At 68.2% G+C, this 12487-nt stretch carries 7 protein-coding genes; 6 read left to right on the top strand and 1 reads right to left on the bottom strand.

The window, feature by feature from the left end:
- Positions 1–13: 13 nt before the first annotated feature.
- Positions 14–2920 (bottom strand): excinuclease ABC subunit UvrA, encoded by a 2907-nt coding sequence (gene uvrA / locus IAI58_RS11405; protein WP_207447472.1) that lies wholly within the window; start codon positions 2918–2920, stop codon positions 14–16.
- 264 nt (positions 2921–3184) lie between these two features.
- Here uvrA and ssb point away from each other — a divergent pair, with 264 nt between their 5' ends.
- The 6 genes from ssb to coaD all read left to right on the top strand — a co-directional run bounded on the left by ssb (position 3185) and on the right by coaD (position 12480).
- Positions 3185–3709 (top strand): single-stranded DNA-binding protein, encoded by a 525-nt coding sequence (ssb, locus tag IAI58_RS11400; protein ID WP_207447470.1) that lies wholly within the window; start codon positions 3185–3187, stop codon positions 3707–3709.
- A gap of 101 nt (positions 3710–3810) precedes the next feature.
- Positions 3811–6306 carry a phosphoenolpyruvate--protein phosphotransferase gene (gene ptsP / locus IAI58_RS11395; RefSeq protein ID WP_208775929.1) on the top strand — a complete coding sequence of 832 codons (2496 nt, stop codon included), beginning with the start codon at positions 3811–3813 and terminating at the stop codon, positions 6304–6306.
- Positions 6296–7252, top strand: a complete 957-nt coding sequence (locus IAI58_RS11390) for a 1-phosphofructokinase family hexose kinase (RefSeq protein WP_207447466.1) — start codon at positions 6296–6298, stop codon at positions 7250–7252. The genes ptsP and IAI58_RS11390 overlap by 11 nt, the downstream gene beginning before the upstream one ends.
- 34 nt (positions 7253–7286) lie before the next feature.
- Complete coding sequence (locus IAI58_RS11385; RefSeq protein WP_419555777.1) at positions 7287–9083, top strand: fructose-specific PTS transporter subunit EIIC; 1797 nt, start codon at positions 7287–7289, stop codon at positions 9081–9083.
- A gap of 174 nt (positions 9084–9257) precedes the next feature.
- Complete coding sequence (gyrA, locus tag IAI58_RS11380) at positions 9258–11960, top strand: DNA gyrase subunit A (protein WP_207447646.1); 2703 nt, start codon at positions 9258–9260, stop codon at positions 11958–11960.
- Complete coding sequence (gene coaD, locus IAI58_RS11375) at positions 11953–12480, top strand: pantetheine-phosphate adenylyltransferase (RefSeq protein ID WP_207447462.1); 528 nt, start codon at positions 11953–11955, stop codon at positions 12478–12480. The genes gyrA and coaD overlap by 8 nt, the downstream gene beginning before the upstream one ends.
- The last annotated feature ends 7 nt before the right edge of the window (positions 12481–12487 follow it).

The raw sequence follows: 12487 nt of genomic DNA, 5'->3' as shown, positions 1-12487 counted from the left end.
AGCGCCCTTTTGTTTAGCCGGCCTTGCGTGCCCGCTTCGGTGTCGGTTTGGCTGCCAGTTCAGGCAGGAGCGGCGCCAGGAACCGGCCGGTATGGCTGCCGGATGCCCGCGCGACATCCTCGGGCGTACCCTCAGCCACCACGCGCCCGCCGCCGTCGCCGCCTTCCGGCCCGAGATCCAGGATCCAGTCGGCGGTCTTGATGACCTCCAGGTTGTGCTCGATCACCACGACCGTATTGCCCTGGTCCACCAATTGGTGGAGCACTTCCAGCAGCTTCCGCACATCCTCGAAATGCAGGCCGGTGGTCGGCTCGTCCAGGATGTAGAGCGTGCGGCCCGTCGCGCGGCGGGAGAGTTCCTTCGACAGCTTGATGCGCTGCGCCTCGCCGCCGGAGAGCGTCGTCGCCTGCTGGCCGAGATGGATATAACCGAGCCCCACCTCCTTCAGCACGCGCAGCTTTTCCCGGATGGCGGGAACGGCCGAAAAGAACTCCAGCCCTTCTTCCACTGTCATTTCAAGGACGTCAGAGATGGATTTGCCGCGGAACTTTACTTCCAGGGTCTCGCGGTTATAGCGCTTGCCCTTGCAGGTGTCGCAGGTAACGTAGACATCCGGCAGGAAGTGCATCTCGATCTTCAGCACGCCGTCACCCTGGCAGGCCTCGCAGCGGCCGCCCTTGACGTTGAAGCTGAAGCGCCCGGCCTTGTAGCCCCGCGCGCGGCTGTCCGGCAGTTCTGCGAACCAGTCGCGGATCGGGGCGAACAAACCTGTGTAAGTGGCTGGATTGGAACGCGGCGTGCGGCCGATCGGCGACTGGTCGATGTCGATGATCTTATCGAGATGCTCCAGGCCCTCGATCCGCTCATGCGGCGCCGGCACGGTGCCTGCGCCCATCAGCCGCCGCGCGGCGGCCTTGTAGAGGGTCTCGATGACGAAGGTAGACTTGCCGCCACCGGAGACGCCGGTAACGCAGGTGAAGGTGCCAAGGGGCAGCGAGGCCGTCAGGTCATGCAGGTTGTTGCCCGTGGCCCCCACCACGCGCAGCATGCGCTTCTTGTCCGGCTGCCGGCGCTTTTCCGGCACGGGGATGCTGCGGCGGCCCGAGAGATAGGCGCCGGTGACGCTTTTCGGGTTGGCCTGAACCTCGGCGGGGGTGCCCTGGGCGATCACGCGGCCTCCACCGGCACCGGCGGCCGGGCCGATATCGATCAGATGGTCCGCGCTGCGGATGGCATCCTCGTCGTGTTCGACCACCAGCACGGTATTACCGAGGTCGCGCAGCCGCCGGAGCGTGGTCAGCAGCCGCTCATTATCCCGCTGGTGCAGCCCGATCGACGGCTCATCCAGCACATAAAGCACCCCCGTCAGGCCGGAACCGATCTGGGATGCCAGACGGATACGCTGGCTCTCGCCGCCCGAGAGGGTCGCTGAATTGCGGGCCAGGGTCAGGTAGTCCAACCCCACATCCAGCAGGAACCGCAGCCGGTCGATGATCTCCTTCAGGATCCGCCGCGCGATCTCGGCCCGCTGCGGCGTCAGTTGCGCTTCCACGCCCTGGAACCAGGGCAGGGCCTTGCGGATCGAGAGATCGCTCGCCTCGGCGATGTTGAGGTCGGCGCAGCGGACGGAAAGCGCCTCCGGCTTCAGCCGGGCGCCACGGCAGGCATGGCAGGGCTGCTCCGCCTGATAACGGGAGAGATCCTCGCGCACCCAGGGGTTGTCGCTCTCCCGCAGCCGCCGGGCGAGGTTGGGCAGCACGCCCTCGAACGGCTTCTTGACGTCGTATTTGCGGAGGCCGTCCTTGTAGCTGAGGGTCACCACGTCGCGGGTTCCGTTCATGATGGCGTCCTGCACAGCGGATGGCAGGTCCCGCCATGGCGTCGTCATCTTGACCTTGAAGTGGCGGGCCAGGCTCTCCAGGGTCTGGTCGTAATAGGCCGCGCCATTGCCGGCCCAGGGCGCGATCGCGCCATCCGCCAGACTGCGGCCGTCATCCGGCACGGCAAGATGGGGGTCGAAGAAGCTTTCCGTGCCCAGGCCATCGCAGACGGGGCAGGCCCCCTGCGGAGAGTTGAAGGAGAAGAGCCTTGGCTCGATCTCCTCGAGCGTGAAGCCGGAGACGGGGCAGGCATAGCGGCTGGAGAAGACCGTCCGCTCGCCACCATCGGCGTTATCGGCATAGGCCACGCCATCGGCCAGGGCGAGCGCCGTCTCGAAGGAATCCGCCAGCCGTTGGGACAGGCCTTCGGCGCCGACCACGACGCGGTCCACCACCACCTCGATATCGTGCTTCTTGCGCTTATCGAGGGAGGGCGCCTCCTCGATCCGCATGAGCGTCCCATTGATCTTCACGCGCTCGAAGCCGCGCCGCTGGAACTCGGCCAGATCCTTCTTGAATTCGCCCTTCTTGCCACGCACGGCGGGCGCCAGCAGCAGCAGGCGCGTGCCCGCCGGCATGGCGAGGACGCGGTCGACCATCTGGCTGATGGTCTGCGCCTCGATCGGCAGGCCGGTGGCAGGGGAATAGGGGATGCCCGCGCGCGCCCAGAGCAGGCGCATGTAGTCGTGGATCTCCGTGACCGTGCCGACCGTGGAGCGCGGATTGTGGGTGGTGGTCTTCTGCTCGATCGAGATGGCGGGGGAGAGACCCTCGATCGAGTCGACATCCGGCTTCTGCATCAGTTGCAGGAACTGCCGCGCATAAGCCGACAGGCTTTCCACATAGCGCCGCTGGCCCTCGGCATAGATGGTGTCGAAGGCGAGGGAGGATTTGCCGGAGCCCGACAGGCCTGTGATGACGGTCAGGGTTCCCTTGGGAATATCGATATCGACGTTCTTCAGGTTATGCTGCCGCGCGCCGCGCACGCGGATTTCCCCGCTCTGGGTCTGATGAACGGGGGTCGGCTTCAGCTTCGTCAAAACAGGGCTCCTGCGCGCTTGTGTTCGCGCTGTGTTCTATTATGTCATCGATCCCGAAGGGCGTGAAGTGGTAAGCCTTGGGCGGGTGACAAGGCCAGCCCAGGGGGACTGGCCGCGCCCCGGTGCGAACGCTAGTTTGGCTTGGTGCGGAGCATCGCGCACCGAAACGTGACACAGGGCGGCCTGCCCTGGTTGCGCCATTCCCGCTGATGCGGCGCTGGCGTGGCTGGGCGGGGTGCCAAGAACATCGAAGGACAGGGCGGCATGGCCGGCAGCGTCAACAAGGTGATCCTGATCGGCAATCTGGGCCGGGATCCCGAAGTGCGGAATTTCCAGAACGGCGGCCGGGTGGTGAACCTGCGTATCGCCACCACCGAGAACTACAAGGACCGCGAGGGCAACCGTCAGGAGAAGACCGAGTGGCACTCGGTCGCCATCTTCAACGAGCGGCTGGGCGAGATCGCGGAGAAGTACCTCCGCAAGGGCAGCAAGGTCTATGTCGAGGGCAAGCTCGAAACCCGGAAGTGGCAGGACCAGGCGGGCCAGGACCGCTATTCGACCGAGGTGACACTGAGGAATTTCGGCGGTGAGCTGACGCTGCTCGACGGCCGTGGTGGCGCTGCTGGCGGGGGTGAGGAAGGCGGCTTCAGCGGCGGCGAGGGCGGTGGATATGGCGGCGGCCGCGGCTCCTCGGGCGGCGGCGAGCGCCCGCCGGCACGGCAGCCGCAGCGTAGTGGCTGGGATGCGCCGAAGGGCGGTAGCGACCTGGACGACGACATTCCGTTCTGAATCCGAATTGGCGGCATCTCCTTCGCGGCGCCGGCGTTCCGCTTCAGTCCAGGATAGTCGGGCCTTCGCCCGCCTATCGCATGACAGGAAGTTCCGTCGCCGTGATTCTTTCCGCCGAACGCATCCGCCTGAATGCCAGCCCTCCGGATAAGGAATCCGCCATCCGGCAGGCTGCGGAGCTGCTGGTGCAGACGGGCGCCATTCAGCCCGGCTATGCCGAGAGCATGCTGCGGCGGGAAGGGGAGGCGGATACCTTCCTGGGTAATGGCATCGCCATCCCGCATGGGCAGCGCGGTGACCGCGGGCTGATCGCCCGAACTGGCATCGCCGTGCTGCAGGTTCCGGCCGGGGTGCGCTGGAACGGCGACGACGTGGCGCATCTGGTCGTCGCCATCGCGGCGCAGGGCGACGAGCATATCGCCGTGTTGCGCCGACTGACGGAGGTGCTGGGCGACGAGGAACTGGCCCGGCACCTCGCCAAAACCTCTGACACACAGGACATCCTGCGCGCCCTGGACCCGGACGCGCCGCTGCCGCAGGCCACGGCACCCGTGGCCGCTTCGGCCGAAGGCGGCCTCACTGCGGAGGTCCAGGCTCCTGCCGCCGCCGGGCTTCACGCCCGTCCTGCGCGCGCCGTGACCCAACTGGCGAAGACATTCCAATCCACCATCACCCTTGCCTTCGAAGGTCGGCAGGCCGACGCGCGCAGCATGATCGCGCTTCTGCAACTGGGTGCAGGGCCTGGTGCCCGGATTCTTCTGACCATCAGGGGGCCGGATGCCGCGGCGGCCATGGCGGCGTTGCAGGCCGGCTTCGCCGAAGGCCTGGGCGACAAGGATGAACAGCCGCCGATGCCGGCGGACCGGCCGCCGCCGTTGCAGCCAGGGCAATCGCTGGTCCCGGGCTCGATTACCGGCCTGCCGGCCAGTCCTGGCGTCGCGGTCGGCGTGCTGCACCGCTTCCGGTCGGAAGCCGCGGGTTTCGCGGAGACCTCCGCCGACCCGGTTGGCGAGACCTCGGCGCTGGAGGCCGCGCTCCAGGCGACGCGCGAGGAATTGCGGGACCTGGCGCAGGAGATGGCCGTCCGCATCGGTGCCAAACACGCGGAGATTTTCTCGGCCCATGCCGAGTTCCTGGACGACCCCGAGCTGCTGACGGAGGCACATGCCGCCATCGCCAACGGCGCATCCGCCCCCGCCGCCTGGCGCGACGCCACGGAAAGCCGGGCTGCCGCGCTGGCGGGCCTGGGCGATGCATTACTGGCCGCGCGTGCCATCGACCTGAAGGACGTGGCGCGCAGGCTGCTGCGCCACCTCGTCGGCCCTGACGAGGAGGCCGCGGCGCTGCCGGAGCGCGCCGTCGTTGCGGCGGAAGACCTGACGCCGTCAGAGACCGCTAGCCTGGACCCCGCGAAAGTCGTGGGCATGGTGACTTCCGCTGGCGGGCCGACGGCGCATACCGCCATCCTGGCTCGGGCCATGGGCATTCCCGCCGTCGTGGCCGCCGGACCCGCCGTGCTGGAGTTGGCGGACGGAACGCCGGTGGTCCTGGATGGCGACAATGGCTATCTGCATCCGGACCCCGACGACATGGCCCTTGCCGCCGCCGAGGCCGCCATGGCGCGCGGACGGGACCGTGCCGCCGCCGCCCGGCATGCCGCCTTCCGCCCCGCCGTCACGCGGGACGGCCGGCGGGTGGAGGTGGCCGCCAATGTCCGCCGGCCGGAGGAGGCGGCGGAGGCGGTCGCCGCCGGGGCGGAGGGCAGCGGGCTGGTCCGCAGCGAATTCCTGTTCCACGACCGTGCGGAGCCGCCGTCGGAAGAGGAGCAGTTCGATCTTTACCGGCGCTTGGCTGAGGGTTTCGGCGGCCTGCCGGTGGTCCTCCGCACCCTGGATGCCGGGGGCGACAAGCCGCTGCGCTTCGTGCGGCATCCGGCCGAGGCCAATCCCTTCCTGGGGCTGCGTGGCTTGCGCCTGTCCCTCGCCGAGCCGCAACTCTTCCGCACACAGGTCCGCGCGGCGCTGCGGGCAGCGCGGCATGGCGACATCAAGCTGATGCTGCCGATGGTGGATGGGCTGGAAGACCTGCACGCTGCCCGCGCCTTGATCGAGGCCGAGCGCGCGGCGCTGGAGGCGCCGCGGGTGGAAGTCGGCATCATGGTCGAGGTGCCATCGGCCGCCGTCATGGCCGACCAGTTGGCCGGAGAGGCGGACTTCTTCTCCATCGGCACCAATGACCTGACGCAATACACCCTGGCCGTGGACCGGCTGCACCCGACCATGGGCGCGCGATCCGACGCATTGGACCCGGCGGTGCTGCGGCTGATCGACATGACCGTGCGTGCCGCCCATGCGCGGGGCCGCTGGGTAGGCGTCTGCGGCAACATGGCTGCGGATGCCATGGCCGCTCCCATCCTGCTGGGGCTTGGGGTGGATGAACTCTCCGTCTCCATCCCGAATGTCGCGGTACTGAAGGCGCAGCTACGGGCCCTGGATATGGCCAGGGCCGAGGACGTCGCGCGGCAGGCACTGAACTGCGGCACCGCCGCCGAGGTGCGGCGCCTGGCCGGCCTGCGGGAACTGGCCGATGCAACGTGACGCCACGTCCCGGATCGCCACGGTCACGCTGAGCCCGGCTCTCGACCTGACGATCCGGATGCCCCGCCTGCGGCCGGGGGAGGTGAACCGCACCGGACCCGCGGAATTACGGCCAGCTGGGAAGGGCGTGAACGTGGCCGTCATGCTGGCGGTGCTCGGGGAGGCGCCGCTTGCCGCCGCGCTGCTGGGGCAGGACGATATCCCGGCTTTCGGGCAGTTCCTGCGTCCCTTCGGCATCGATACGGAGTTCGTCCCCCTGGCGGGACGCTGCCGTATCAACGTCAAGCTCGTGGAGGCGGAGGCAGGGCAGGTGACCGACATCAATCCCGCCGGCCCGCCCGCTTCCCTGGCGTCTCTGGAGGAACTTGGGGCCCGGCTGGCCCGCCATGCACCGGGCATCGCCGTGCTGGCCGGGAGCCTGCCGCAGGGCCTGCCCCCCGATGCATGGGTCATCCTGATGCGAGCGCTGCCTGCCGGAGGCTGCAAGCTGCTGCTGGACAGCAGTGGCCCGGCCTTCGAGGCCGCCCTGGCCGCCGGCCCGGCGCTGGTGAAGCCTAACCGGGCGGAGCTGGCGGGCCTGCTGGGCCGGCCACTGCCGGACCGTCCCGCCCTGATCCAGGCCGCGCTGGAATTACGGGCGAGGGGCGTGGAGCGTGTCGTGGTCTCGGATGGTGGGGCAGGGGCTCTGTTCCTATGGCCCGAAGCCATGCTTTGGGCCCGGCCGCCCAAGGTGACTTTGACGACGACGGTCGGTGCGGGTGACGCCATGGTGGCCGGGCTGGCTGCTGCCATGGCCCGGGATCTGGATGCCGAGGCGGCTGCCCGGCTGGCCAGCGGCTGCGCAGCCGCCGCAGTATCGAGGGATGTCGGGGCCATGGGGGGCGGTGTTCCCCGGCTTGAAGAGATTCAACGCCTCGCCGCCGCCACCGAGGTCGAGGCGCTGTGAGACACCACGCGGCCTTTCGCCAGGGATGAAGCCCATGTCGTCAGAATCCTCATCCGCCGCACCCCGGCTGCTTGGTGTCATCCGCTACGCGGCCAGCGCGCCGCATGCCGAGATGGCGGCCGAGGCCCTGCGCGATGCGGCGGAACGGGCCGGATACGCATTGCTGCTGGATACGGGCGAGGGCGAGGCCCCCCTTGGGGAAGCGGAGCCGGTGCTGCTGGTTGGCGATGTACCGGGGGGAGCGGCCCGTTACGCTGGCCGCACCGTGACCAGCGCGACTATCATCGACGCCATCCGGCGCCCGGAACAGACCCTGCGCCGGGCCCTGTCATTGCCGGAGCGTGAGGAAGTCGCTCTCCCATACAGGGCGGAGGAAGCGGTCGCCACGCCTCCTCCGGCTGCTCCCGTCGCCGCTCCCGTGACGGCGCCTGCCTCCGGTGGCCGGAAGCTGGTCGCGATCACGGCCTGCCCCACCGGCATCGCCCATACATTCATGGCCGCCGCGGCGCTGGAGAAGGGCGCTGCCAGGCTGGGCTATGGCATGCGGGTGGAGACCCAGGGCTCGGTGGGCGCCAGGAACGCCCTGACGCCGGAAGAGATCGCGGAAGCCGATGCGGTGGTCATTGCCGCTGATACCGGCGTCGATACCTCCCGCTTCGTCGGCAAGCGGATCGTCATGGCGGGCACGGGCGATGCGCTGAAGGATGCGCCGGGGCTGATCAACCGGGCGCTGGCGGCCGAGCCAATGGCAGCCTCCGGCGGCGGTTCCGCTGCGGCTGACGTCCCCAGGCCAGGCAAGGCCACGCAGGCGCCTGGCGTCTACAAGCACCTGATGACCGGCGTTTCCTACATGATCCCGCTGGTGACGGCGGGCGGGCTTTGCATCGCGTTGTCCTTCGCCTTTGGTATCGAGGCCTTCAAGGAGCCGGGCAGCCTGCCGGCGGCGCTGTTCCAGATCGGCGCGCAATCCGCCCTGGCGCTGATGGTGCCGGTCCTGGCGGCTTTCATCGCCTTTTCCATCGCTGACCGGCCGGGACTGGCGCCGGGCTTCGTCGGTGGGGCACTCGCCAATTCAGTGGGGGCGGGCTTCCTGGGCGGCATCGTCGCCGGCTTCCTGGCCGGCTACGTGGCGCGCTTCCTGCGGGACAGGCTGCCCTTCCCGGAAAGCCTGGAAGGACTGAAGCCGGTCCTGGTCATACCCCTGCTGGCCTCGCTGATCACCGGCCTGCTGATGATCTATGTGCTCGGAACGCCAATGGCCGCGGCGCTTTCCTGGCTGACGCAGTTCCTGCAGGGCATGGGCACGTCCAACGCCGTGCTGCTGGGGCTGCTGCTGGGGGCCATGATGGCCGCCGACATGGGGGGGCCGGTGAACAAGGCTGCCTATGCCTTCGGCGTCGGGCTGCTAGGCTCCGACACCTTCGCGCCGATGGCCGCGATCATGGCAGGTGGCATGACGCCGCCCCTCGGCATCGCCCTGGCCACCTTCATCGCCCGCAACAGCTTCAGCCAGGAGGAGCGGGATGCCGGCAAGGCTGCCGCCATCCTGGGCGCGGCCTTCATCACGGAAGGCGCCATTCCCTTCGCCGCCAAGGACCCGGTGCGGGTTATTCCGGCGCTGGTCGTGGGCTCGGCGCTGGCAGGCGGCCTGTCCATGCTGATGGGCTGCACCCTGCGGGCGCCGCATGGCGGCATCTTCGTCGTCGGCATTCCCGGCGCGGTGGGCAATCCGCTCGGATACCTGCTCGCCATCGTGGCCGGCAGCGTGGTCACGGCGATCGCCATGATCCTGCTGAGGCGCAGATCTCCGGTAGCGGCGGCCGAGGCCTGAGCGCGACCGGCGGATTTGGCTCCGGAGCGCGTACAGAGTATAAGGTGAGACGATTCCGGCGACGCCGGAGGGTGCTCCCCTCCGGGCGTCGCCCCGCTGCCATAGGAAGACTACGTGAGCGACAGCGACAACGGCTCTGCCGTTCCGGAAGACCATGACCCGTCGCCAGAAGGCATGATGCCGATCGCGATCGAGGAGGAGATGCGCAGCTCCTACCTCGCCTACGCGATGAGCGTCATCGTATCCCGCGCTCTGCCAGACGCGCGGGACGGATTGAAGCCGGTGCATCGCCGCATCCTGTTCTCCATGAACGAGAACGGCTTCACCAACGACAAGCCCTACAAGAAATCCGCCCGTGTCGTCGGCGACGTGATGGGTAAGTACCACCCGCACGGCGACAGCGCGATCTACGACGCCATGGTCCGTATGGCGCAGACCTTCTCGCTGCGCGTGCCACTGATCGACGGCCAGGGCAATTTCGGCAGCATGGACGGCGATCCGCCGGCAGCCATGCGCTACACCGAGGCCCGCCTCGCCAAATCCGCCGCAGCCCTGCTGGAAGGGATCGACGAGGACACGATCGACTTCCAGGCGAACTACGATGAAAGCGCGGAGGAGCCGCGCGTGCTGCCGGCCTCCTTCCCGAACCTGCTGGTGAATGGCGCCAACGGCATTGCCGTCGGCATGGCGACGAATATTCCGCCCCATAATCCAACAGAGGTCATCGACGCCACGCTGAAGCTGATCGCGGAGCCGGAGACGCCGCTGGATGAGCTGATGAAGATCATCCCCGGCCCCGACTTCCCGACGGGTGCGCTGATCATCGGGCGCAGCGGCATCCGCTCTGCCTTCGAAACCGGCCGTGGCAGCATCGTGCTGCGCGCCAGGGCCGAGGTCGAGGAAATGCGCGGCGGCCGCAGCTGCATCGCCATCTCCGAGATCCCCTATCAGGTCAACAAGTCCTCGCTGATCGAACGCATCGCCGATCTGGTGCGCACGAAGCAGCTTGAGGGCATCAGCGACCTGCGGGATGAGAGCGACCGTTCCGGCCTGCGGATCGTGGTGGAGCTGAAGAAGGACGCGACGCCGGAGGTGGTGCTGAACCACCTCTATCGTTACACGCAGCTGCAGACCTCGGTCGCCGTGAACATGCTGGCGCTGGACGAGGGGCGGCCGGTTCAGATGGGGCTCATCTACGCCCTGAAGGCCTTCATCAAGTTCCGCGAGGAAGTCATCCTCCGCCGCTCGCGCTTCCGGCTGGGCAAGGCGCGGGATCGCGGACACCTGCTGATTGGCCTGTCCATCGCCGTCGCGAATATCGACGAGGTGATCCGGCTGATCCGCGAGAGCCCAGACGCCGGCTCAGCCCGCGCTGCCCTGATGGCGCGCGACTGGCCGGCCGCCCATGTGGCGCCGCTGCTGGCGCTGGTCGATGACGCCGGCAACATCATTGCCAATGACACGGTCAAGCTGACCGAGGCCCAGGCTCGTGGCATCCTGGAACTGCGCCTGCATCGCCTGACCGGGCTGGAGCAGGAGAAGATCAGCGCCGAGCTGGATGAGGTCGCCGGCCGCATCCGGGAACTGCTGGAGATCCTCTCCTCCCATCCGCGCCGCATGGAGCTGATGAGCGAGGAGCTGATCGCCGTGCGCGGCCAGATCGCCTCTTCCCGCCTGTCGGAGATCGTGGACGGCATTGCCGACCAGGATGACGAAAGCCTCGTCGAGCCTGGCCTGATGGTCGTTACCCTGACGCGTGACGGCTACGTCAAGCGCACGCCGCTTGATGTCTTCCGGGCGCAGAACCGGGGCGGGCGCGGTCGCAGCGCGGCGGGGACACGGCAGGACGACGTGGTCGTCCGCAGCTTCAATGCCCATACCCATCAATGGGTGCTCTTCTTCACCAGCCGGGGCATCGCCTTCCGCGAGAAGGTCTGGAAGCTGCCGGAAGCCGGCCCGACCGCGCGTGGCCGCTCCCTGCGCCAGCTCCTGCAACTGCAGGAGAAGGAGGGCGTGACCGCGGTGCTGCCGCTGCCGCAGGACGAAAGCCTGTGGGAGAACCTGCACCTGGTCTTCGCCACCGCACATGGGAATGTGCGCCGCAACCGACTGTCTGATTTCAAGAACGTCCGCTCCTCCGGCCTCATCGCCATGAAGCTGGATGAGGGCGACAGCCTGATCGGCGTCTCGACCTGCCGTGAGGGCGATGACGTGCTGCTGGCGACCCGCCAGGGCCGTGCCATCCGTTTCGTGGCGGATGTGGAGACGCTGCGCGTCTTCGCCGGCCGGGATTCCACCGGCGTCCGCGGCATCAAGCTAGGCCGGGGCGACGAGGTGATCGCGCTGTCTGTGCTGCGGCATGTCGAGGCGACGGCCGAGGAACGCGCCGCGTATCTCAGGCTCGCAGCCCAGAAGCGCCGCAACGGCAATGGCGGCGAGGAGGCGGAAGCCCCTGTCGAGGCCGAGGAGGAGGCCGAGGTTGCCGGCGACATCGCGCTGTCCACCGACAGGGCCGCGGCGATGGAGGATGCCGAAGAGGTGCTGCTGACCGTCACCGATGGCGGCTTCGGCAAGCGCAGCTCCGCCTATGAATACCGCGTCACCGGCCGGGGCGGGCAGGGCATCGTGAATGTCACGCTCTCGTCCCGCACGGGCAAGGAGGTGGTCACCACCTTCCCGGTCCGCACCGGGGACGATGTCATGCTGGTCACGGATAATGGCCGCCTGATCCGCATGCCCGTGGATCAGGTGCGCATCACCGGTCGCAGCTCCATGGGTGTGACCCTGCTGCGCCTCAATGACGGGGAGCGCGTGACCTCCTGCTTCACCGTCGTCGAGGAGCAGGGCGTGGACGAGGCGGACAGCACCGATGGCTGAGACCGCGCGGCGGCTGCGGACCGGGGTCTATCCCGGGACGTTCGACCCGGTGACCAATGGGCACCTGGACATCATCAACCGCGCCGCCCGCATCCTGGACCGGCTGGTGATTGGCGTCGCCATGAATGCCGGCAAGGGTCCGCTCTTCCCGCTGCAGGAGCGGGTGGAGCTGGTGAAGGCGGAGACGGACATCATCGCCAAACGGACCGGCACCATCATCGAGGTGGTGCCGTTCGAGAGCCTGCTGGTCTCCTTCGCCCGGGAGGTTGACGCGCAGGTGATCATACGTGGCCTGCGCGCCGTCACGGATTTCGATTACGAGTTCCAGATGGCCGGCATGAACCGCCGTCTGGACCCGGAAATAGAGCTGGTCTTTCTGATGGCCAGCGAAGGCAACCACTTCATCTCCTCCCGTTTCGTGAAGGAGATCGCGCGGCTCGGGGGGGATATCAGCACCTTCGTTCCGCGTCTCACGCTGCAGCGCACGCTGGAGCGTGTGCAGCAGCATCCAGGGGAGTGACCAAGCG

Origin of the sequence: Roseomonas marmotae (assembly GCF_017654485.1) — a bacterium.
Lineage (GTDB): Bacteria > Pseudomonadota > Alphaproteobacteria > Acetobacterales > Acetobacteraceae > Pseudoroseomonas > Pseudoroseomonas marmotae.
This window is presented reverse-complemented; position numbering and strand designations above follow the sequence as displayed.

Bases quoted from the DNA above. Each gene is read 5' to 3' on its own strand.
- ssb (WP_207447470.1), top strand. From the start codon at position 3,185: ATGGCCGGCAGCGTCAACAAGGTGATCCTGATCGGCAATCTGGGCCGG.
- IAI58_RS11390 (WP_207447466.1), top strand. From the start codon at position 6,296: ATGCAACGTGACGCCACGTCCCGGATCGCCACGGTCACGCTGAGCCCG.
- gyrA (WP_207447646.1), top strand. From the start codon at position 9,258: ATGATGCCGATCGCGATCGAGGAGGAGATGCGCAGCTCCTACCTCGCC.
- IAI58_RS11385 (WP_419555777.1), top strand. From the start codon at position 7,287: ATGTCGTCAGAATCCTCATCCGCCGCACCCCGGCTGCTTGGTGTCATC.
- coaD (WP_207447462.1), top strand. From the start codon at position 11,953: ATGGCTGAGACCGCGCGGCGGCTGCGGACCGGGGTCTATCCCGGGACG.